We start from the raw sequence: 23318 nt of genomic DNA on the forward strand, positions 1-23318 counted from the left end.
TAATTGTCACAGACTGAAAAGAGTGAGTTTATGCTTAAATTCATTATGAAAAGGATATTCGAAGCGATTCCAACCATGTTGGTGTTGATCACTATATCTTTCTTTCTCATGCGTTTTGCACCGGGTAACCCGTTTTCGAGCGAACGCCCATTACCGCCAGAAGTTATGGCTAACATCGAAGCTAAATACGGCTTAGATAAACCTGTATTTGAACAGTACACCACGTACTTGACTAACATCGTTCAAGGTGACTTTGGTCCATCATTCAAATATCAAGATTACACCGTAAATGAGCTGATCGCAGTCGCACTTCCAGTATCTGCGAAGGTAGGTTTTATTGCCTTTATCTTTACCCTGATTATGGGAGTATCGGTCGGAACGATTGCCGCCTTGAAGCACAACACCTGGATTGACTACACCATAATGTCGACCGCTATGCTCGGGGTAGTAATGCCATCCTTCGTGTTGGCTCCAGCGCTTATTTACCTGTTCTCTCTGCACTGGAACATATTCCCAGCAGGTGGTTGGCACGGCGGTACTTATATGTACATCGTCCTGCCAGTTATCGCGATGTCTCTTCTTTACGTAGCCACATTTGCTCGTATTACTCGCGGTAGCATGATTGAAACGCTAAACAGTAACTTTATCCGAACTGCTCGTGCAAAAGGCCTAAGTTACCGTTACATCGTTCTAAAACATGCACTGAAGCCAGCACTGCTGCCTGTCGTTTCTTATATGGGACCTGCGTTTGTAGGTATCATTACAGGTTCTGTTGTTGTTGAAACCATCTTCGGCCTACCAGGTATCGGCAAGCTGTTTGTTAACGCCGCGTTTAACCGTGACTACTCGCTAGTAATGGGTGTAACCATCTTGATTGGTTTCCTATTCATCTTGTTCAACGCAATCGTTGATATTTTGCTAGCGCTAATTGACCCGAAAATTCGCTACTAACAGGGACGCATGGTTATGTTGAAGAAAAAAGAAAATTTAGAAGCGATCGAAAAGTTCTCTGAGAGCTTAGAGATTGAAGGTCGCAGTTTGTGGCAGGATGCCCGCATTCGTTTTATGCGAAACAAAGCGGCAATGGTAAGCCTGTTTATTCTTACGCTTATGGTACTGGCGGTTATCTTCTTACCGATGCTTGCTCAGTACACTTATGATGATACTGACTGGTACGCAATGCATGCAGCGCCAAGCGCGGACCACTGGTTTGGTACTGATAGCTTAGGCCGTGATTTGTACGTTCGTACTCTTATCGGTGGTCGTATCTCATTGATGGTTGGTGTGATGGGCGCATTCGTAGCGGTACTGATTGGTACGCTTTACGGTGCAGCTTCAGGTTTCATCGGCGGTCGTACTGACCGAGTGATGATGCGTATCCTAGAGATCTTGTACGCGGTACCATTTATGTTCCTAGTAATCGTCCTGGTAACGTTCTTTGGTCGTAACATCATCCTAATCTTCGTTGCTATTGGTGCGATTGCTTGGCTAGATATGGCGCGTATTGTACGTGGTCAAACGCTGAGCTTGCGTAGTAAAGAGTTCATTGAAGCCGCACACGTATGTGGTGTAAGCAAATGGAAGATCATTACACGTCACATCGTACCGAACGTACTGGGTATCGTAGCGGTTTATTCTACGCTGCTTATTCCAAGCATGATCCTTACAGAATCATTCTTATCTTTCCTTGGTCTTGGTGTTCAAGAGCCTATGACAAGCTGGGGCGCATTGCTTCAAGAAGGCTCGCAAACAATGGAAGTTGCAATCTGGCAATTAACATTCCCTGCGGCATTCATGGTAGTTACGCTGTTCTGCTTTAACTACGTAGGTGATGGTCTGCGCGACGCGCTTGATCCAAAAGACAGATAACGAAATAGCAATTAAAGGCTATAAAAGATTAAGGAAGCAATAATGAGCTTATTAGATGTCAAAGATCTGCGCGTCGAATTTACCACGCAAGATGGTATCGTAACCGCAGTAAACGACTTGAACTTCTCACTTAACCAAGGCGAAACGCTGGGTATTGTTGGTGAGTCGGGTTCAGGTAAATCACAAACGGTATTTGCACTGATGGGGCTGCTGGCTAAAAACGGCATCATCTCAGGCAGTGCAAAGTTTGAAGGCAATGAAATCCTCAACCTGCCTGAAAAAGCGCTGAACAAGGTTCGTGCTGAACAGATCGCAATGATCTTCCAAGATCCAATGACGTCACTGAACCCTTACATGAAAGTAAGTGATCAGTTGATGGAAGTACTTATGCTGCACAAAGGCATGGGTAAAGCAGAGGCGTTTGAAGAATCAGTACGCATGCTTGAAGCGGTTAAAATCCCTGAAGCACGTAAGCGTATCACCATGTACCCACACGAATTTTCTGGCGGTATGCGTCAGCGTGTGATGATCGCAATGGCACTGCTGTGTCGTCCTAAATTACTTATCGCTGATGAACCAACAACGGCACTGGATGTAACCATTCAAGCGCAAATCATGGAATTGCTGAACGAACTTAAAGATGAGTTCAATACGGCAATCATCATGATCACCCATGACTTGGGTGTTGTTGCTGGCTCATGTGACAAAGTACTTGTGATGTACGCGGGTCGTACAATGGAGTACGGCACGGTTGATGAAATCTTCTACGAGCCAAGCCACCCATATGCGGAAGGCCTGCTTAAAGCGATTCCTCGTTTGGATACCGAAGGTGAAATTCTACCGACGATTCCAGGTAACCCACCTAACTTACTTCGCCTACCAACAGGTTGTCCTTACCAAGACCGTTGTCACCGTGTAATGGACCGTTGTAAGCAAGAAGCACCGATTTTGCAGCCATTTGCTAAAGACCGTCAGCGTGCTTGTTTTTCAGATTGGGAGACTTGGACAAAATGAGTAAAGAATTACTATTAGATATTAAAGACCTGAAAGTTCACTTTAGCATTACAGCTAAGTCTGCTTGGCCTTGGGCAAAACCATCAAACCTTAAAGCGGTTGATGGTGTTGATGTTCACCTTTACGAAGGAGAGACTCTGGGTGTAGTAGGTGAGTCTGGTTGTGGTAAGTCGACTTTTGCCCGTGCGATTATCGGCTTGGTTGAAGCGACTGAAGGTCAAGTGATGTGGTTAGGTCAAGACCTAATTAAGATGCAGGAAGTGAAGCGTCGTGAGACTCGTAAAGAGATTCAGATGATCTTCCAAGACCCGCTAGCATCGCTTAACCCACGTATGTCAGTAGGAGATATTATTGCTGAGCCTCTAGAGACTTTCTTCCCTGAACTTTCTAAACAAGAAGTGAAGGACAGAGTTAAAGAGATGATGGCAAAGGTTGGTCTACTACCCAACGTAATCAACCGTTACCCTCATGAATTCTCTGGTGGTCAGTGTCAGCGTATTGGTATTGCACGTGCGCTTATCTTGAAACCTAAGATGATCATCTGTGATGAACCTGTTTCTGCACTGGATGTATCTATCCAAGCTCAAGTAGTTAACCTTCTGAAGGAGCTACAAAAAGAGCTAGGTTTGTCTTTGGTATTCATCGCGCACGATTTGTCGGTTGTTAAACACATCTCTGATCGCGTATTGGTGATGTACCTAGGGAATGCGGTAGAACTTGGCGAATCAGATGCATTGTTCTCTGATCCTAAGCACCCATACACCAAAGCGTTGATGTCTGCAGTTCCAATTCCAGACCCACGCTTAGAGCGCAGCAAAACCATTCAGATGTTGGAAGGTGATCTCCCATCGCCAATCAATCCGCCATCAGGTTGTGTGTTCCGTACTCGTTGCCCACAAGCAACAGAGGCGTGTGCGCAAACTAAGCCAACGATTCAAGGCGATGACGTTCACGCAGTATCTTGCTTGCACGTACAAGTCTAGAGCCTATTTAAAACGGTTCAGCCTGTGACAGGCTTAAGCGCGACTAGTTATTAGAGTCGCGCTTTTTTTGTCTTAGGCTTATTGGTTCGCTCAACAAGCTTCATCAAAATATTCGAACAACTAAGCCAACTTCTTCTAGTTTTGAAAAAGTTGGCTTTTTTTATACTAGAGAAAAGTTAGCATCACAGAGGTTTGGATATGGGTAAGTTAGTTGAAGGTGTTTGGCATGATGTGTGGTACGACACGAAAGAAAGCGGTGGTAAGTTTGTTCGTGAAGATGCGGGCTTTCGTCATTGGGTAGAGAACAAACCGGGCGCGCAGTTTGAGCCGGAAAGCGGCCGTTATCACTTATACGTATCGTTAGCTTGCCCTTGGGCGCACCGAACCCTTATCTTCCGCGAGCTGAAAGACCTAACCGATCACATTGACGTGACGGTTGTTTGCCCAGACATGATGAGTGAAGGTTGGCAAATGGGGTTACCTGAACCTCTATTTGGCCATACCCGCATGCACCAAATCTACACCCAAGGCAAACCGGACTATTCAGGTCGAGTCACGGTTCCTGTTTTATGGGATAAGAAAACCAACACCATTGTGAGTAACGAGTCGTCTGAAATCATTCGCATGTTTAACTCAGAGTTTAACGAGCTAACGGGTAACACCGATGATTACTACCCGTGGGAGTTGTCCAAGAAGATTGATGAGTGGAATGATTATATCTACCCAAACATCAACAACGGCGTATACCGAACCGGCTTTGCGACAACACAAGAAGCCTACGAAGAAGCGTATGACGCCTTGTTTGAAGCCTTAGACAAAGTAGATGCGCACCTTAGCGAACATCGCTATTTGGCGGGTAACGAGATTACAGAAGCGGATTGGCGCTTGTTTACCACTCTGGTTCGATTTGATGCGGTTTATGTGGGTCACTTCAAGTGTAACAAGCAACGAATTGCGGATTACAAACATATCCAAGGTTATCTAAAAGAGCTCTATCAAATAGAGGGTATTAAAGAGACTACGGATTTCTACCACATCAAGCGCCACTACTATTACAGCCACACTGGTATCAACCCGACTCAAGTGGTGCCTAAAGGGCCTGATCTGGATTTAGATTCGCCTCACGGACGTGGTTAGAATCATTAATTAATCCGCTTTTCTTCAGGCGTAAAAAAACCCTAGATAAACATCTAGGGTTTTTGCTTTCTGAAAAAGAAAATTAGTTAACTACTTTTTCTTCAGCTTGTGCAGCTTGGTCTGCTTGGATAGCCGTTAGAGCTACTGTGTAAACGATGTCGTCTACTAGAGCGCCACGAGACAAGTCATTTACTGGCTTGCGCATACCTTGAAGCATTGGACCGATAGATACTAGATCTGCTGAACGTTGTACCGCTTTGTAAGTCGTGTTACCCGTGTTTAGGTCTGGGAATACGAATACAGTCGCTTTACCAGCTACTGGAGAGTTCGGTGCTTTAGAAGCAGCAACGTTTTCCATGATAGCAGCATCGTATTGTAGAGGACCGTCGATCACTAGATCAGGACGCTTCTCTTGAGCAAGTTTCGTTGCTTCACGTACTTTATCTACGTCTGCACCCTTACCAGATTCACCAGTAGAGTAAGAGATCATAGCAACGCGTGGGTCGATACCGAATGCCGCAGCAGAATCTGCAGATTGGATAGCGATTTCAGCAAGCTGTTCAGCTGTTGGATCTGGGTTGATCGCACAGTCACCGTATACAAGAACTTGATCAGGCAGAAGCATGAAGAAGATCGAAGATACGATAGAAGCATCAGGAGCAGTCTTGATGATCTGGAACGGAGGAACGATAGTGTTCGCCGTTGTGTGAACAGCACCAGAAACTAGGCCGTCAACTTCGCCAGCTTCAAGCATCATAGTACCTAGGAATACTGAATCTTCTAGCTTCTCACGAGCAACAACTTCAGTCATACCTTTAGCGCCACGAAGTTCTACTAGACGAGCTACGTAGTTTTCGCGAACTGATGCAGAATCGATGATCTCAACGCCAGCGCCAAGCTCAACACCTTGCTGCGCTGCAACGCGACGGATTTCTTCAGGGTTACCTAGAAGTACACACGTTGCGATACCGCGCTCAGCACAGATAGCCGCAGCTTTAACTGTACGTGGCTCATCACCTTCAGGAAGAACGATGCGCTTAGCCGCTTTACGAGCAAATTCAGTTAGCTGGTAACGGAATGCTGGTGGGCTTAGACGACGGATGCCTTGAGTACCTTCAGATAGAGAATCAATCCAAGGGCCATCAATGTGGCTTGCAACGTGATCGTTAACGAACTCGATACGCTCTTTATCGTCTGCAGGAACTTCTAGGTTGAAGCTCTGTAGGTTTAGAGATGTCTGCCAAGTGTTACCTTGAGCCTTGAAGATCGGTAGACCTGAAGCGAATGCTGGTGCACAAAGGTTAGCAATGCTTTCTGGAATGTCGTAACCGCCAGTAAGCAGGATTGCGCCAATCTCAACACCGTTTTTCGCAGCAAGAGCCGCAGCAACGATAACGTCAGGACGGTCTGCAGAAGTTACTAGCAGTGAGCCTGGTTTGAAGTGCTCAATCATGTGCGGTAGAGAACGTGCACAGAAAGTGATGCTCTTAATACGACGAGTTGAGATTTCACCTTCGTTAACGATTTCAGCGTTAAGGTGCTTAGCCATATCAACCGCACGAGTTGCGATTAGATCGATGCTCCATGGCACGCAGCCAAGAACACGGATAGGGCTAGAGTTGAAGATTTGCATTACTTCAAGGTTCGCTTGCTGAGCGCTGTCTGCATCATCAAAGATTTCAGATAGGTCAGGGCGAGTACGGCCAGCCTCATCAACAGGAGCGTTAAGCTTGTTGATGATTACGCCTTTGATGTTTTTGTTCTTAGTACCGCCGAAGTTAGAACATGCTACTTCTATACGCTCTTTAAGCTGCGTAGGGTTGTCAGTACCAGGAGTCGCAACGAATACGATCTCCGCGCCAAGTGTTTTTGCGATTTCCGCGTTCACTTGGTTAGCAAATGGGTGCTTACGAGTAGGTACTAGACCTTCGATTAGCGTAACTTCTGCGTCTTTGTTGATCTTGTTGTATTGCTCAACAACAGACTCAAGAAGTTCGTCCATTTTTTCGCTACCGATCAAAGCTTCAGCTTTAGTCATTGCGATTGGCTCACCAATCTTAATGTCGCTGTTTGCGCTGATGATAGTAGACGTTAGATCTGGTTGGTTACCACCGCTGCGAGGCTGAGCGATTGGCTTGTAGAAAGAAACACTTACGCCCTTACGCTCCATAGCGCGAAGAACACCCATGCTAACACTAGTAAGACCAACACCAGCGCTTGTAGGGATAAGCATAATAGTACGTGACATTGACGAACACCTTTGACTATTGGAAATAAAAAAAGCTCAACTGCTATTCCCACCGATATTTAAATTGGGGTAGGAATAGAAGTTGAGCCCCATTTTCTTGATATGAAAAACTGACTAGCTTCGAATGAAGCTAGTCAGGAAAATCAATTAAAGACCTGCTAGTTTCGCAGTGTCTTCAGCAATTACTAGCTCTTCGTTAGTAGAGATAACCATTGCAGGGATACGGCTGTTAGCTGTAGTGATAGTACCTTCGCCGCCGAAACGAGCTTTAAGGTTAGCTTCACCGTCAACTTCGATACCGAAGATGCCTAGGCGGTTAAGAACCATTTCACGGATTGGGCCTGAGTTCTCGCCGATGCCGCCAGTGAAAGTGATTGCGTCTAGACGACCTTCTAGAGTTGCAGTGTAACCAGCTACGTACTTAGCTAGACGGTGACAGAACACGTCCATTGCACGAGTTGCTTCTTCTTTCTCACCGTAGTTGTCTTCAACGAAACGACAGTCAGAAGTCACTTCAGTTAGACCAGCAAGACCAGACTCTTTAGTTAGCATGTTGTTGATTTCTTCAACAGAGTAACCAAGTGCGTCGTGTAGGTGGAAGATGATTGCAGGGTCTAGGTCACCACAACGAGTACCCATTACAAGACCTTCAAGAGGAGTAAGACCCATAGAAGTGTCTACAGATTTACCGTTCTTGATTGCACATACAGAAGCGCCGTTACCTAGGTGACAGTTGATGATGTTAACTTCTTCAACTGGCTTGTTTAGTAGGCCTGCAACTTCACGAGTGATGAATAGGTGAGAAGTACCGTGCATGCCGTAACGACGGATGCCGTGCTCTTTGTACAGGTTGTACGGTAGAGCGTATAGGTAAGACTCAGAAGGCATTGTTTGGTGGAACGCAGTGTCAAAAACAGCAACGTTTTGTAGACCAGGGAAGTTCTGTTGAGCCGCTTCGATACCGATAAGGTGAGCAGGGTTGTGAAGAGGTGCGAAAGTCGCAGCGTCTTGAATACCCTTAAGAACTTCATCAGTGATAAGTGCAGAAGAAGTGAACTGCTCGCCACCGTGTACGATACGGTGACCGATAGCGCCAAGGTTAGCTTTAAGCTCAGGCTTAGAAGCAAGAATAGTTTCTACCATGAAAGATAGTGCTTCTACGTGAGCTGCGCCCGCGCCTAGTTGTGCTTCATGCTTGCCATCAAGTTTCCACTTCATACGAGCTTCTGGAAGACCTAGACACTCAGCAAGACCAGTTAGGTGCTCTGCACCTGTTTCTGCATCAACAACAGCGAATTTAAGAGAAGAACTACCACAGTTTAAAACTAAAACTAGCTTAGACATTAATGACTACCTGTTTATTTTTCTGATCGAAATCAGTTAAGGATGAAAATTAATCTCAAGAATAGTCGAAGCACATAGGCTTGCGTACTAACCTTGGTCAAAAAAACGTTAATTTCCGTATAAAGTGAAAGCGCTCTTTATCAAAAAGAGGCTTGTGCATTCCTTGCAGAAGTCTTCTCAAAGTTGCTTAAATTGTAAATAAGGGCAACAATGAGATTGAGGTCTGCAAATAATAGCGATATTGTGCAAATATAACAAAAAAATTTGAAAGAATATTATTTTTCGTCAAATTTTTGTGTTTTTAGTTGATGATTTCAACTTTTTTTTAATGGGAGACTCATATGAGCAATAGAGTTGGTTTAGCTAGTAGTTTAAAAGATGGCCAAAAGTACATGGATCTCTGGCCCGTCCGAAAAGAGTTAAACGCGATCTTCCCAGAACAACGCATTATTAAAGCGACCCGTTTTGGCGTGAAAGTGATGCCTGCGATTGCCGCTATCAGTGTTCTTACACAAATGGTCTTTAATAATTACCAAGCGATGCCACAGGCTGTGGTTATGGCTTTGTTTGCGATCAGCTTGCCGCTACAAGGTATGTGGTGGTTGGGCAATCGCTCAAATACACAACTTCCGCCGGCGCTAGTATCGTGGTACCGCGAACTGCATGAAAAGATCACTGAAACGGGTTTTGCGTTAGAGCCTATGAAGCCGCGCCCTCGCTATAAAGAATTGGCAATCATTTTAAATCGTGCCTTTCGTCAGTTAGATAAATCCTCAATGGAGCGTTGGTTCTAAAGAATCCCAGCTCTCCCTCTTGTCTGAGAACAACTATTCATCTTCTATAGCTTGTTCTCAGATTTGCTCCTCTTTTTGTTACCTCGCTTACTTTCCGTTTAGCTTACCTGTCCTTATTCACTTGGTTTCTTACCTTCCTCCGAAGTCAATATAACCTTTCTCACATAACTCGAGCCTTGTTGTATTTTTGTTAAATATCACTTCAAGTTATCAATGGTTACTGGTAATAATGTCAATAGTGATTTTGATGTTGTTCTCTTTGAGCGAGTAATGACGGGTAGAGCTTGATTCAGGGAGCGATAATGAGTTCTGTAAGAAAGGTATTGGCAGCGGTTTTAAGTTGCTTGATGTTGCTATGGACTGGCAATGCAATGGCAAACGTTGCCAAAGTGTCGGTTTCACAAGTTGTTGACCATCCAGATCTGAATGCGACACGTTTAGGGCTTCTTGAAGGATTGAGAGCCAATGGTTATGAACCCGGTAAGAACTTAGAATTCTCCTATGAAATGGCGAATGGTAACCCGGCTCAGGCAGCCAAGATTGCCAGAGAGCTCGTCAGTGAAAATCCACATGTACTTGTTGGTATCGCGACACCGACTTCACAAGCCTTAGTGTCGGCGACTCGCTCGATTCCTATCGTGTTTACCGCGGTTACGGATCCTATCGGCGCTAGGCTCGTTAAACAATTAGAAAAGCCGGGGCGTAATGTCACGGGGCTTTCTGACTTATCTCCGATCACTCAGCATGTGTCATTAATCAAAGAACTGCTCCCTGAAGCTAATTCAATCGGTGTAGTTTACAACCCAGCAGAAGCAAATGCCGTTGCGTTAGTTGGGTTATTGAGAAAGGCAACTCGAGATTTCGGTTATACACTTCACACCGAAAAAGCGCTGACTGTTGACGATGTCGAAGCAAAAGCAGAATCCATTGCTAAGAAGTCCGATGTTATCTATGCCTTGACCGATAATACGGTTGCAAGCGGCATGGAGGGTCTTATCAAAGCGGCTAACCATGCAGATACGCCAGTCGTCGCAGGCGCCACATCTTATGTCGGAAAGGGAGCGATTGCTGGTTTAGGTCTAGATTATTATGATGTTGGGGTTCAGACCGCGGATTATGTCGCAGCCATTTTGGAAGGACAGAAGCCCGGGAAGTTGAGTGTCAAAACTGCGCAGAGCTCTCAGCTGGTGGTCAACCTAGATGCTGCTCGTGAGCTTGGCGTGACAGTGCCTCAATCTGTGATTGAGCGTGCGGTCATTAGCCGGTGAATTGAGTTTGGTGTTAGGTGAGCTAATAGGCCATAAGTCATATTATTAACAGCATTGAAATGGGCTCAGATAACAAACTCACCTGCTCTATATGTTGGCGCTTCTCTATTTTATTCATTTGTAAGCGGTTATTTGACCGTTAGGTGTGTCGTTAATATCAATTTACATTATTTTACGTCGAGCGAATTGCCGATTAATGTAATAATATTAATGGGGAAAATGAAAATAGCTGAACGCTAAGAGCACATTATATGAAAGTAAATAGGCACTTTAGCCTAACCTTTGTTTTCGGGTTTCCCGCTGTGATCGCCGCGATGTTACTTGGCCTAATAGGAAAGAATCATTTTGACGCGGTAGAAAAAGATATCAGTAGTGAGTTTCATCGTATTGAAGATGTGTTCAAAAGAACCACAAAAGTGGCGACAGCCCTAGACTACAGCTTCTCCAACTATTATAAATCAGGAAACCCTCTCTTTCTTGATCACAACAAACATGTTGTGGATGGTCTTTGCCAAATCTGGCCTATTGATGTATTGCTACTTGCCGACGGTAAAACCTCAGACATTCCCTCTGTCGATATCGACTATATGCTAATTGGTCAAGAGTCTCTTTGTTCTGAAAGCAGTGATAGTTATAAGAGCGCGTCAGAAAAAATAGCGTTAGCTCCTATTCTTTCATTTTTATCCCAGCTTGATGAATACCATGCCGGCGTGCACTTTATTGATACGAGCGGCTATGTGATCTCTTCACCTGAAGGTTTTGCCAAAGGGCTGAGCAAAGAGTTACTCTCGACCATAAAGAGTCGTCCTTATTGGCAGAAAACAGCCAACAACCCTGACCAACTCACCCTTTCAGGCCCTGGTTATCGTTTTGATTCCCTTGACCGTATAATCAGTATGACGATCCCTGTATTCCATAAAGGCGTTCACCAAGGGATGCTGTCGGTGGATATTAATGCTGACAAGCTGCTCGCAAACTCGAATGAGCATCTTGCAGGTCGGATCGATATCATTGATACCACTTTAGCGACTCCGGTAGATTCTGCGGCGTTTTATCACGAGATCAAACTGGATGGTGTCTCGTCTCACCATGCGATGTATTACAAATTAGACATCGCGAAAGAGGTTGAGCACTTTTTCGTCTACGAGAAAGACAGCCTTATTGTTGCCATCATTGTGTATCTGTTCTCAGTAACCATCTTCTTCTACGTCAATTCCAATATTGAACGTGGTTACTTCAAAGATCTCGCAGCCAAAGACCCTATGACAGGGTTATTGAATCGTCGTGGCTTAGAAGCGTTCTGGCGCAGTGTAGAGCACGATCAACTGTTTGCATTAACCGTCTTCGATATTGATGATTTTAAGTCAATTAACGACACCTACGGCCACGATAAGGGGGATGATGTGATTCGTTATATGTCGCGTCAGATCAGCAACAGTATTCGAAGCAGTGACGTTGCAGCACGGTTTGGCGGTGAAGAGTTTGTCGTTTATATGAAAGGCGAAGATCGTGAAACTTTGATGAGAACATTAGAGCGAGTGAAGAATGCGATTTGTTCCACTTCAGCCGACATTATTCCAAATGGATTTACGGTGTCTGGCGGTGTCTGCATTGTTGAAACTGAGCAAAGTAAACTTAACTTCGATGAGATATTTAAGTACGCCGATGAAAAGCTGTACGTGGCTAAGACGACGGGTAAAGACCGTCTTAAATTTTAACCACGTTATTGAATCGATGCTTTGTATGAAAATGAAAATGAAAATGAAAATGAAAATGAAAATGAAAATGAAAGAGGGAAGAGCGAACGTGTCTACCAAGCAAAGCTTATTTGCACCGGTAAACACGTTTGTAGCGTTGGGTATTTAACCCTAAACATAATCTTAAACAGGTTGGCGGCGTTCTTCTTGATAACGCTGAAGGCGTTCTACAATCGGTGGCGCCTTTTTGAAAGTACGAATTTCTTTAAACAGTTCGTTCGCTTCAGGGTAGCCTTTACTTAGATAAACAAACCACTGCTTCACTCTATTGGGGTAGTACATGCCTTTGTCCCCTTTAATTTGAAACTCTGAATAGCGCAGCAAAAGTTCAATGACTTTATCCCACGGCATTTTCTGGTGGTTGTGCTTAACGACGTTACCAAGGTTTGGAATATTGAAAGCACCACGGCAGACCATTAATGAATCGACGCCTGTTGCTTCTATGCAATCTTGACCATCTTGATAGTTCCAGATCTCCCCATTAGCAATCAACGGCAGAGATGTTTTTTCTCTTATTTGATTGATGAAGTCCCATTTGATTTCGCTGGCTTTATAGCCGCCAACTTTGGTTCTTGCATGCACGGTGAGTTCGTCAGCTTTGGCTTGTTCGATGGCATCGACGATTTCAAAGCACTCTTCCGGATGCTCCCAACCTAATCGAATCTTTGCGGACACAGGAATGTGTGCCGGTACCGCTTCTCGACAGGCGTTCACCACTTGATAGATGAGCTCTGGCTCTTTTAGCAATGAAGCGCCACCATTACTTTTGTTGACCGCTTTTGCTGGGCAACCAAAATTAAGATCGATCCCTTTCGCGCCTAAGCTAGCAGCTTGAAAAGCATTCTCGGCCATCCAATTTGGGTGTTGCCCTAGAAGTTGGAGATGGATTGGCACACCAGCCATGGTCTGAGAGCCTTGATGTAGCTCAGGGCAAATACGGTGGAACACATGCGGGGGAAGAAGTTGATCTACGACGCGCACAAACTCTGTCACACAGAGATCGTAATCATTAATCTCTGTGAGAATTTCACGCATTAGGTGGTCTAGAACGCCCTCCATAGGGCCAAGTATTACGCGCATGTTGCTTTACCAAAACTGAATGAACCGAATAATTCGAGGCGTGATTGTACGGTGTGCTTACAGAATTGTCACTATGAGTGTGGTGCATGTCTTAATGATGGTTTCGTCTCTTAATAGCGACATCTTTGGGAGGATGGCGTTATAATATCGAAAATGCCCAATATCCAGAGCTTTCATGACATATCAATTATTAAGCCTACCAGAATCAATCACTGACATTACTCCGCAGTTTATGGAAGGTGCAATCCTTGCCTCTAACTTAGCGACCAAACCACTCGATCCAGAAGAGTGGCTGGTTATCGTTGCGCCTGAAGCGGGTAAAGAGCTGGTAACAACGGTGACAGAACAGATTAATCGCCAGCACAACCTGATTCAGCGTAATGAATACCTATTAACAGACGTACTGGCTGAAGGTGACTTTAACGAACAGTTCGCTGATTTTTCTGAAGGCTTCATGATGGTTTGGCCAACAGTGGAAGAGCAGTGGCAGAGCGTGACAGTCGCGGATGGTACTCTGCGCATGTTGCAAGCGCTCTTAACCACCTTGATGCTTGCGATTGATGAAGAGCAAACTCAACAACAAATGATCGCTGCAGGGCTTACTAACCCACCATCGCTTGCCGATTTAGTGGGTCAAGTCGATCTGATGATCTCAGAAGTGGCAATGGCAGCGGATGAAGCTATGTTGGGCAATAAGTCCCAGAGCGTGAACCCGTTTAAAGACATTGGTCGAAACGACCTTTGCCCTTGTGAAAGCGGCAAGAAGTTTAAACAATGCTGCGGTAAAAGCAGCTAATCACGGCTTGTTGAGTAACTTAGTTTGTGTGAATAACAGACTCTCTTAATATGTTCAAAAGCTTAAGTAATAAAAAAGTCGACCTCGTGGTCGACTTTTTTGTTGTCCAAGTGTCAACGGCTTACTGCAAGTCTTTTTTCGACTTCACAAATTGAGAAATAACCACAATACCGAAAGCAACCAAGTTACCTGCAAAGATAATTACTAGCCACTGAGGCATAGAAAGATCGAAGAACTGCCACACAACCTTGCTGCAATCGCCGTAAGCCTCAAACATCCACGGAGCCCATTGGTTTAAAGGCGCCCAGCTAGGGAAGGTTACGAATAAGTCGCAGGTTGCGAAAGGGGACGGATTGAACTGGTAATCGACGTGCTCTAAAGCAAGCATCAAACCTTTGTATGCGCCAAATCCCCAGCTAGCAAGGCCTAACCAGCGTGATATTGGGTTATTCGGGGCAATCGCACCAATCATGGCGGCAACACCGATAGCGAGCATAGCAACGCGCTCATAGATACACATCACGCAAGGACCAAGCATCATCACGTGTTGGAAGAAGAGAGCGCACGCTTCAAAAAAGACAATAAAAGCCAACAGTAAAAGCCAAGATAAACGTCCCTTAGAGAAGTCTTTGATCATTGCTAAAAAGTTCACGAATTGAATCCTGTCTATAAAATAAAAAAGCCCTGATTACTCAGAGCTTTTTATCTTGGATAAGTTTCCTAATCAACTAATATTTTTGATTAGTTAGTTATAGTTATTGTGGTTTGCGACACAGTGTTTAGCTTAGTGACCACCAGAGATAACTGGAGCGACGACTTCACCAGTGCGTTGAATGATCCAACCAGCATCGTAGAACCATGCTGTCATTGGCTCTACGATGAACACAATGCCTGCTAGGCCAACCAGTGCCAATACGATGGTGTATGGCAGCGCCATGATAACCATGCGACCGTAAGACAATCGAATTAACGGAGCAAGTGCTGATGTTAATAGGAATAGGAATGCAGCTTGGCCATTTGGTGTAGCAACAGAAGGTAGGTTAGTACCAGTGTTGATAGCAACAGCAAGTAGGTCAAACTGGTCACGAGTGATAATGCCTTCAACCAGTGCAGTTTTCACTTCGTTGATGTAAACCGTACCTACGAATACGTTATCTGAAACCATCGACAAGATACCGTTGGCAACATAGAAGAGTGCGAGCTGTGCGCCTTTATCTTCAACGTGAAGTACAGCATCGATTACTGGCTTAAATAGAGCTTGGTCGATGATCACAGCAACAACAGCGAAGAAAACGGCAAGAAGTGCAGTAAATGGCAGCGCTTCTTCAAAGGCTTTACCCATAGAGTGTTCTTCAATAACACCCGTAAATGCTGTAGCTAAGATGATCACAGACAGGCCAATCAAACCTACTTCAGCAACGTGAAGTGCAAGGCCGACGATAAGCCAAACTGCGATTGCACTTTGAACCCATAGTTTTGCTACGTCTTGCTTTGTGCGGTTTGCACGTTCTTTGTTGTCAAACTCAACTAAGATTTGGCGAACATTCATTGGTAGTTGAGCACCGTAACCAAACACTTTGAATTTCTCGACAAGTGCACAAGTTAAAATACCGCAGAAGAAAACAGGTAGTGTTACTGGCAGCATACGGATGATAAATTCACCGAACTCCCAACCTGCTTGCTTAGCAATTACCAAGTTTTGTGGTTCACCTACCATGGTCATTACACCACCCAGTGCTGTACCCACACCAGCGTGCATTAGCAGTGAACGTAGGAAAGCACGGTAGTTTTCTAGGTCATCACGAGTTAGCTCTGAGATCTCTTCATCATGAGTATGATCGTGCGAAGACGTTGTGCCCTTGCCTGATGCAACCTTGTGGTAGATAGAGTAGAAGCCGACCGCAACGCTAATAACTACGGCGATTACTGTTAGTGCATCTAGGAATGCTGATAAGAAAGCGGCAGCAACACAGAAGGCAACGGAGAGTAAAATTTTAGATTGGATGCCAAGCAAGATCTTCGTGAAAATGAACAAAAGCAGTTCTTTCATGAAGTAAATGCCAGCAACCATGAATACGAGCAAGAGTAATACAGGAAGGTTTGCTTGCAGCTCGTGATAAACCATTTCTGGTTTGGTCATGCCAATGGCGACTGCTTGAATAGCTAATAGACCACCCGGTTGAAGTGGGTAGCATTTGAGAGCCATAGCTAGAGTGAAAATAAACTCAACCACCAATAGCCAGCCCGCAACAAATGGGTCAACTAGGAAGAAAACAAACGGGTTGATGATTAAAAAGGAAATGATGGCAAGTTTATACCAATCAGGAGCTTTACCAAGGAAGTTCTTGATAAAAGCGTTTCCGAGAGACATCGGCATGTTAATACTCTTTTATGTTGATTATGAATAGACAAGCAATACAACATTTTGAGAATCGAGCTATAGAAATTGTTAAAAACTATGACTAACAGTGACTTAGAAAAACTACATTCCATGTAATGTTCTGTGGTCTTGCCAAGTCACTCCCTTAGAAACTCAAGCACTGCTTATTTTTGAGCGCAACTTTACTCTTAGATAACATTTAGTCAACAGGAAAAGCCCTGTAGCCCTAAAAATACCTCTTTTTTGTTGAGAAACGCGATCAAAGTAGCGCAAGCATACCACTTAAAATGTGATAAAAACCGACTAGAATCAATATTTCAGCGAAATGATTGAAAATTACAGAATAACGACGGCTTATATATTATTATTACAACTTAATATTGCAAATTAATAGCTTTAAAAATATGACCAATCACATTGATTTTAAAGAAAAATTGTTGTGTTAACGGTTTGTTTAAATGGTGGTTTAGAGTCGCTTGCTTTACAAACCTGAGGTGCAAACGTGTGCTGAACTTTAGAGTTATAACTCTAACGGTGTTTAGGGTGAGTAAAATTTTTGAGGGTGTTTCCGCTAGGTGTGAACTAGTGGTATGATGAGTAAATTAGAACAGAATAATTAAATTGGATTGAAGTGTAGATGGTCATTAAGGCGAAGAGCCCGGCAGGATTTGCAGAGAAGTATATCATTGAAAGTATTTGGAATGGCCGTTTCCCTCCAGGTTCTATCTTGCCCGCAGAGCGTGAGCTTTCTGAGCTGATTGGTGTTACACGTACTACGCTTCGTGAAGTACTACAACGTCTTGCTCGTGATGGTTGGTTGACAATCCAACATGGCAAACCAACTAAAGTTAACCAGTTTATGGAAACCTCAGGTCTTCATATCCTTGATACGCTAATGACGTTGGACGTTGATAACGCAAGCAAAATGGTAGAAGACCTGCTTGCTGCTCGTACTAATATCAGCCCGATCTTTATGCGTTATGCATTCAAAGCAAACAAAGAAGCTTCAGAGCGTACTATCAGTAACGTGATTGAATCTTGTGAAGCGCTACTTGCGGCACCAACTTGGGATGAGTTCCTAGAATCGTCGCCATACGCTGACAAGATCAAACAAGCGGTAAAAGAAGATTCAGAAAAAGATGAAGCGAAACGTCAGACGATCTTAATCGCGAAGACTTTCAACTTCTATGATTACATGCTTTTCCAACGTTTGGCATTCCACTCAGGCAACCAGATTTACGGCCTGATCTTTAACGGTGTGCGTAAACTTTATGACCGTATCGGTAGCTACTACTTCTCTAACCCAGAAGCACGACGTTTAGCGATGGACTTTTATAAAGAGTTGTTCATTATCTGTGAAAGTGGCGAGCGCGAAACTTTGCCATTAGTGATTCGTAACTACGGTATCGCAAGTGCACAAGTTTGGAATGAAATGAAAACGACATTGCCGACGAACTTCACTGAAGACGACAGCTAAGCCATAGGTTTACTATTGTTGTTCCTGTTTAGTCAGTGACGTAAAGAAAACGAAAAAGCGGCGAGATAATTCAATTATCTCGCCGCTTTTTATTTATCTGTCGTTACTAGAAAATTATCAGTGGGTCAGTTACTTACCTATGACGAGTAATTTATCTATGTGTAGCAACTTAAAATTTATCTAGGAGTAGTAACTTAACCCGTAAACTCTTCTGAGTCTGGACGGTTGGTAAATTGCACACCGTTTAGAAAATCGCAAAGTAGTTGGTCTTCACACACTTTGTAGTTTTTGTTTTCTGGCTTGCGGAAGTAAGCGCCGATTTCGTACTTGCTCAAGCTAATGCCAACCACTTCTAGTACGTCCAAAACATCTTCTGCTTTCATGTTCAATGCGATACGAAGCTTCATGAAGATCATGTTGTTCGTCAGTGCAACTTCAGGTTTAGGTTGCTCGCCTTCTTTTTTGCCACGCTTAAGGTTGATGAAACCATTTAAGAATACCGCTAACTCTTTATCTTTCATCTTAGAGCATGACTTGTCGTTGTCATCTTTTAGCCAGTTAATCACTTGGTCATGAGCAACAGTCACATCAGCTTGTTCGATAGCTTTGATGATTTGTGCATTTTTAAGGTTTAGTGCGTGTTGAATACGACGCAAGATTTCGTTGTTAGTCACTGGGGATTCCTAAAAAGGGTTTTAGAGTAAAGAGGTGTTGGTTTAGCCTATTTTTGTCGACGAACCAATTTCTACTCTACATAGCATAGTTGACGGCGACTCTAACAGAGAACGTTAATTTTCGGTAGATATAAAAAATCCCCAATGCTGATTAACTCTTTCAAGTCAAAAATGCATTAGGGATTTAGTGATGAGTGCTTGTTATCTGACAGGAGCCAGAATTACATTACACGCATACCAGGTTGAGCACCTTCGTGTGGCTCAAGGATCCATAGGTCGCTGCCGCCAGGACCCGCTGCTAGGATCATGCCTTCAGACATACCAAACTTCATCTTACGAGGTTTTAGGTTTGCTACCATTACAGTTAGCTTGCCTTCTAGCTCTTCAGGTTTGTATGCTGATTTGATGCCAGAGAATACTTGGCGAGTCTCACCACCGATGTCCAGTTGGAACTTCAGTAGTTTGTTCGCTTTTGGTACTTCTTCACAAGAGATGATACGAGCGATACGCATGTCTACTGCTGCAAAGGCATCGAACTCAATCTCGTCTGCGATTGGCTCTTTGTCTAGCTCAGTTTGGCTTGCTTGCTCTTTTTCAGCTTCTGCTTTTTCTTTCGCTGCTGCTTCAGCGGCTGCATCTTCTTTAGAAGACTCAACCATTGCTTCCACTTTCTTAGGGTCAATGCGGTTGAATAGCGCTTTGAACTTAGTGATCTCGTGATCAGTTAGCGGAGTAGCAATCGCTTCCCACGTTAGCTCTTCGTTTAGGAAAGCTTCAGTGCGAGCTGCAAGCTCTGGCATCACTGGTTTCAGGTAAGCCATCAGTACGCGGAATAGGTTAATACCTACAGAAGAAACTTGTTGAAGCTCAGCTTCTTTGCCTTCTTCTTTAGCAAGAACCCAAGGTGCTTTTTCGTCGATGTACTGGTTAGCTTTATCCGCTAGTGCAGTGATTTCACGGATAGCACGGCTGAATTCACGAGTTTCGTATAGCTCACCGATACGCTCAGCAGCAGCAACGAATTCGTTGTATAGCTCAGGCTCTGCAAATTCAGCAGCTAGCTTGCCTTCAAAACGCTTAGTAATGAAGCCAGCGTTACGAGAAGCTAGGTTAACAATCTTGTTTACTACGTCAGCGTTTACACGTTGAGTGAAGTCTTCAAGGTTAAGATCTAAGTCATCGATGCGGCTGTTTAGTTTCGCAGCGTAGTAGTAACGTAGACACTCAGGGTCTAGGTGGTTTAGGTACGTGCTTGCTTTGATGAATGTGCCTTTCGACTTAGACATCTTCGCACCGTTCACTGTTACGTAGCCGTGTACGAATACGTTGTTTGGCTTACGGAAACCTGCGCCGTCTAGCATTGCTGGCCAGAATAGGCTGTGGAAGTAAACAATGTCTTTACCGATGAAGTGGTAAAGCTCAGTTGTGCTGTCTTTCTTCCAGTATTCATCGAAGTTTAGATCGTCACGTTTGTCACATAGGTTCTTGAAAGAAGCCATGTAGCCAACAGGTGCGTCTAGCCATACGTAGAAGAACTTGTCTTTTTCGCCTGGGATTTCAAAGCCGAAGTAAGGTGCATCACGTGAGATATCCCACTGTTGCAGACCAGACTCAAACCATTCCTGCATTTTGTTTGCAGTTTCATTCTGTAGAGAGCCTGAACGAGTCCACTCTTTAAGCATGCTTTCGAACTGAGGTAGGTCGAAGAAGAAGTGCTCAGAGTCTTTCATTACTGGAGTTGCGCCAGAAACCGCTGATTTAGGGTTAATTAGCTCAGTTGGGCTGTATGTCTCACCACAGTTATCACAGTTATCACCGTACTGGTCTTCTGACTTACACTTAGGGCAAGTACCTTTTACGAAGCGGTCTGGTAGGAACATCTCTTTCTCAGGGTCGAAAAGCTGAGAAATAGTACGGCTAGAAATGAAGCCGTTCTTTTTAAGTTCTAGGTAGATGTGAGAAGCCAGTTCACGGTTCTCGTCGCTGTGTGTGCTGTGGTAGTTATCAAAGCTGATATCAAAGCCAGCGAAGTCTTTTTGGTGCTCTTCACTAACAGCAGCGATCATCTCTTCTGGCGTGATACCCATCTGTTGAGCTTTAAGCATAATTGGCGTGCCGTGAGCATCGTCAGCACAGATGAAGTTTACAGTGTTGCCACGTAGACGCTGGTATCGAACCCAGATATCAGCTTGGATATGCTCAAGCATATGGCCAAGGTGAATAGAGCCGTTAGCGTACGGAAGCGCACAAGTTACCAAAAGTTGTCTTGGATCAGTTGCCATACTTAATAATTCGCTTTTTTGATAGGTATAAATTTGAGAGGTAATACTACTTTATAACGTGTGATACGCCAAGGTATCAGACTAAGGATTCCCCTAGTTTTTTAGGGGTTCAGTCTTCATCTCGTGGGTGATAGCATAAATAAAAAAAGGAGTCCCAATGCGTAACTTTACTTCTAAGCAAGATTTCTGTTCATGGTTGAATGAGTTCGAGTCACCAATCCTCATCCCAGAGTGGGCGCTACACCAAAATATTGTATCGGTTGATCCGCGTGGATCATTTATTATCACCTTACCTTTTGCCGCTAATCAGCTTGCGGTTGAATTGGAACAGTGGATTCACTCTCAGATTGAACAACAGCTTGTTAGCGCTTTTCAGTTTGAAGTGAAGGTGAAGCCGTCTGCGTTAGAAACCACGGTTGCGACACCATTGAAGGGGGTGAAGAACATCATCGCCGTGACATCTGCAAAGGGTGGGGTGGGTAAATCGACCACTTCAGTCAACCTTGCTTTGGCTTTATCTAAGTCTGGTTCAAAAGTGGGTTTGTTGGATGCGGATATCTATGGTCCTTCTGTACCTATGATGCTTGGCCAATTAGATGCGAAACCAGAAGTCCAGAATAACAAGTGGATGATGCCAATCGAAGCACACGGCATTTTCACGCATTCAATTGGTTACCTTGTATCGAAGGATGACGCTGCGATTTGGCGTGGTCCGATGGCGGCAAAAGCGCTAGGTCAGCTTGTGAATGAAACGGTATGGCCAGAGCTGGATTACCTGGTTATCGATATGCCACCGGGCACGGGTGATATCCAATTAACTCTATCTCAACAAATTCCGGTAACCGGTGCGGTGGTTGTGACTACTCCTCAAGATCTAGCATTAGCAGACGCACGTAAAGGTGTTGCGATGTTCGATAAAGTGAGTGTGCCTGTAGCAGGCTTAGTTGAAAACATGAGCTACCATATATGTAGTCACTGTGGTGAGAAAGAGCATATCTTTGGTGCTGGTGGTGCCGAAGCTATGTCAGAAGAGTTTTACCTCGATATTTTGGCACAGATCCCTCTTCATATTGATGTGCGAGAAGATATCGATGCAGGTTGCCCGACGGTGATTCGTCGTCCAGATAGTGAACATACACGTCACTACTTAGAGCTTGCAGAGAATGTGGCTGCGAAGATGTTCTGGACCGGCAAGGCGAGACCAGAAGCGATTAACTTTTCTTTGGTTGAATAGCGAAAGATAATCAAAAAGTTGTGTTAATCATGTTGGATTAGATAAATAGCGGTTGGATTTAGGCTGATAGCCATTGGGGTTGTGCAAATAGTTGTAGGCAAGTTATTTGAAAGCAAACGATTGCATTCATTAAATGCATTGATATCATCAATTTGACTGCAATTAGCTAAAATGGCGACTAGAATCTATGTGCTTTAGCCCCTATAATCAGGCGGTTTATCTCTTCCCACCACCAAACCATATCGGGTGCAAAATTAATGTCTGATAATAATCAATGTGTCATCGTAGGTATCGCTGGCGCTTCAGCTTCAGGAAAAAGTCTGATTGCTAGTACAATTTATAATGAATTGCGCGAAAAAGTAGGCGACCATCAAATTGGTGTTATCACGGAAGATTGCTATTACAGCGACCAAAGCCACTTGAGTATGGAAGAGCGTGTTAAAACTAACTACGATCACCCAAATGCACTAGATCATGATCTTTTATGTGAACATCTACAGCAGCTAATGAGTGGCAACGCCGTAGAAGTTCCTGAATACAGCTACACAGAGCACACACGTACTTCTGAAACGACTACACTTACTCCAAAGAAAGTGATCATTTTAGAGGGTATTCTGCTTCTAACAGACCCGCGTCTTCGTAAACTAATGCACGCAAGTGTGTTTATGGATACACCATTAGACATCTGTCTATTACGCCGTGTTAAGCGTGATGTAGAAGAGCGTGGTCGTACAATGGACACTGTACTTAAGCAATACCAAGAAACAGTACGTCCAATGTTCATGCAGTTTATCGAGCCTTCAAAACAACATGCAGACATCATCGTTCCTCGTGGTGGTAAAAACCGTATTGCGATTGATGTGCTAAAAGCGCACATTGCGAAGTTGTTGAAGTCTTAATCGAATAAAATTTTGCCTAAGTGACTCACTTAGCTTTATTTTTTACCGAATCAGTGGCACTTTTATAGTGCCACTTTCTTTT

Annotated in this window: 19 protein-coding genes; 12 read left to right on the forward strand and 7 right to left on the reverse strand. The window is 44.1% G+C overall.

What is annotated here, in order from left to right; translation table 11 throughout:
• The first annotated feature begins 30 nt into the window (after positions 1 to 30).
• The 5 genes from oppB to AB6E78_RS06655 all read left to right on the forward strand — a co-directional run bounded on the left by oppB (position 31) and on the right by AB6E78_RS06655 (position 5003).
• On the forward strand, positions 31 to 951 hold the full coding sequence (gene oppB, locus AB6E78_RS06635; protein WP_017067676.1) for an oligopeptide ABC transporter permease OppB: 921 nt from the start codon (positions 31 to 33) through the stop codon (positions 949 to 951).
• A 15-nt stretch (positions 952 to 966) separates the two neighbouring features.
• Complete coding sequence (gene oppC, locus AB6E78_RS06640; RefSeq protein WP_019823598.1) at positions 967 to 1869, forward strand: oligopeptide ABC transporter permease OppC; 903 nt, start codon at positions 967 to 969, stop codon at positions 1867 to 1869.
• 42 nt (positions 1870 to 1911) lie between these two features.
• Entirely contained in the window at positions 1912 to 2883 is a 972-nt protein-coding gene (locus AB6E78_RS06645) for an ABC transporter ATP-binding protein (protein WP_012603544.1), read from the forward strand.
• On the forward strand, positions 2880 to 3866 hold the full coding sequence (gene oppF, locus AB6E78_RS06650; protein WP_372132899.1) for a murein tripeptide/oligopeptide ABC transporter ATP binding protein OppF: 987 nt from the start codon (positions 2880 to 2882) through the stop codon (positions 3864 to 3866). Before AB6E78_RS06645 ends, oppF begins: the two co-directional genes overlap by 4 nt.
• Positions 3867 to 4064: 198 nt before the next feature.
• A complete protein-coding gene (locus tag AB6E78_RS06655; protein ID WP_017069190.1) occupies positions 4065 to 5003 on the forward strand; it encodes a glutathione S-transferase family protein in 939 nt (312 codons plus the stop codon).
• Positions 5004 to 5085: 82 nt separating this feature from the next.
• On the opposite strand, the gene pta is transcribed toward AB6E78_RS06655, so the two are convergent.
• Positions 5086 to 7251: a phosphate acetyltransferase gene (gene pta / locus AB6E78_RS06660; protein ID WP_017062170.1), complete on the reverse strand. Its 2166-nt coding sequence runs from the start codon at positions 7249 to 7251 to the stop codon at positions 5086 to 5088.
• A 147-nt stretch (positions 7252 to 7398) separates the two neighbouring features.
• Complete coding sequence (locus AB6E78_RS06665; protein ID WP_017062169.1) at positions 7399 to 8595, reverse strand: acetate kinase; 1197 nt, start codon at positions 8593 to 8595, stop codon at positions 7399 to 7401.
• A gap of 341 nt (positions 8596 to 8936) precedes the next feature.
• Here AB6E78_RS06665 and yfbV point away from each other — a divergent pair, with 341 nt between their 5' ends.
• The 3 genes from yfbV (at position 8937) to AB6E78_RS06680 (ending at position 12375) form a co-directional block, all read left to right on the forward strand.
• The gene (gene yfbV, locus AB6E78_RS06670) at positions 8937 to 9389 is read left to right on the forward strand and encodes a terminus macrodomain insulation protein YfbV (protein ID WP_017062168.1); all 453 of its coding nucleotides are present in this window, start codon (positions 8937 to 8939) and stop codon (positions 9387 to 9389) included.
• 302 nt (positions 9390 to 9691) lie between these two features.
• The gene (locus AB6E78_RS06675) at positions 9692 to 10657 is read left to right on the forward strand and encodes an ABC transporter substrate-binding protein (protein WP_017062167.1); all 966 of its coding nucleotides are present in this window, start codon (positions 9692 to 9694) and stop codon (positions 10655 to 10657) included.
• Positions 10658 to 10908: 251 nt separating this feature from the next.
• Positions 10909 to 12375, forward strand: a complete 1467-nt coding sequence (locus AB6E78_RS06680) for a sensor domain-containing diguanylate cyclase (protein ID WP_017069188.1) — start codon at positions 10909 to 10911, stop codon at positions 12373 to 12375.
• Positions 12376 to 12537: 162 nt separating this feature from the next.
• Here the strand turns inward: AB6E78_RS06680 and dusC are convergent, their stop codons facing one another.
• Positions 12538 to 13494 carry a tRNA dihydrouridine(16) synthase DusC gene (dusC, locus tag AB6E78_RS06685; protein ID WP_017069187.1) on the reverse strand — a complete coding sequence of 319 codons (957 nt, stop codon included), beginning with the start codon at positions 13492 to 13494 and terminating at the stop codon, positions 12538 to 12540.
• A 175-nt stretch (positions 13495 to 13669) separates the two neighbouring features.
• On the opposite strand from dusC, the gene AB6E78_RS06690 reads away from it, so the two are divergent.
• The gene (locus AB6E78_RS06690) at positions 13670 to 14290 is read left to right on the forward strand and encodes a YecA family protein (protein ID WP_017062164.1); all 621 of its coding nucleotides are present in this window, start codon (positions 13670 to 13672) and stop codon (positions 14288 to 14290) included.
• A gap of 121 nt (positions 14291 to 14411) precedes the next feature.
• On the opposite strand, the gene dsbB is transcribed toward AB6E78_RS06690, so the two are convergent.
• Both dsbB and nhaB read right to left on the reverse strand, forming a co-directional pair.
• Positions 14412 to 14927 (reverse strand): disulfide bond formation protein DsbB, encoded by a 516-nt coding sequence (dsbB, locus tag AB6E78_RS06695; protein WP_029235613.1) that lies wholly within the window; start codon positions 14925 to 14927, stop codon positions 14412 to 14414.
• 147 nt (positions 14928 to 15074) lie between these two features.
• Positions 15075 to 16667 carry a Na(+)/H(+) antiporter NhaB gene (nhaB, locus tag AB6E78_RS06700; RefSeq protein WP_102332510.1) on the reverse strand — a complete coding sequence of 531 codons (1593 nt, stop codon included), beginning with the start codon at positions 16665 to 16667 and terminating at the stop codon, positions 15075 to 15077.
• A gap of 640 nt (positions 16668 to 17307) precedes the next feature.
• On the opposite strand from nhaB, the gene fadR reads away from it, so the two are divergent.
• Entirely contained in the window at positions 17308 to 18147 is an 840-nt protein-coding gene (gene fadR / locus AB6E78_RS06705) for a fatty acid metabolism transcriptional regulator FadR (protein WP_017062161.1), read from the forward strand.
• A gap of 194 nt (positions 18148 to 18341) precedes the next feature.
• Here the strand turns inward: fadR and AB6E78_RS06710 are convergent, their stop codons facing one another.
• Positions 18342 to 18821 carry a DUF1456 family protein gene (locus AB6E78_RS06710; RefSeq protein ID WP_016783812.1) on the reverse strand — a complete coding sequence of 160 codons (480 nt, stop codon included), beginning with the start codon at positions 18819 to 18821 and terminating at the stop codon, positions 18342 to 18344.
• A gap of 221 nt (positions 18822 to 19042) precedes the next feature.
• Positions 19043 to 21103: a methionine--tRNA ligase gene (gene metG, locus AB6E78_RS06715; protein WP_048617880.1), complete on the reverse strand. Its 2061-nt coding sequence runs from the start codon at positions 21101 to 21103 to the stop codon at positions 19043 to 19045.
• Between the two features lie 157 nt (positions 21104 to 21260).
• Here metG and apbC point away from each other — a divergent pair, with 157 nt between their 5' ends.
• Both apbC and udk read left to right on the forward strand, forming a co-directional pair.
• Positions 21261 to 22337, forward strand: a complete 1077-nt coding sequence (gene apbC, locus AB6E78_RS06720) for an iron-sulfur cluster carrier protein ApbC (protein WP_372074414.1) — start codon at positions 21261 to 21263, stop codon at positions 22335 to 22337.
• Positions 22338 to 22594: 257 nt separating this feature from the next.
• A complete protein-coding gene (udk, locus tag AB6E78_RS06725) occupies positions 22595 to 23236 on the forward strand; it encodes a uridine kinase (RefSeq protein ID WP_004734002.1) in 642 nt (213 codons plus the stop codon).
• Positions 23237 to 23318 lie beyond the last annotated feature (82 nt).

This window comes from Vibrio sp. 10N.247.310.98, from assembly GCF_041467395.1.
Classification (GTDB): Bacteria; Pseudomonadota; Gammaproteobacteria; order Enterobacterales; family Vibrionaceae; genus Vibrio; species Vibrio crassostreae_C.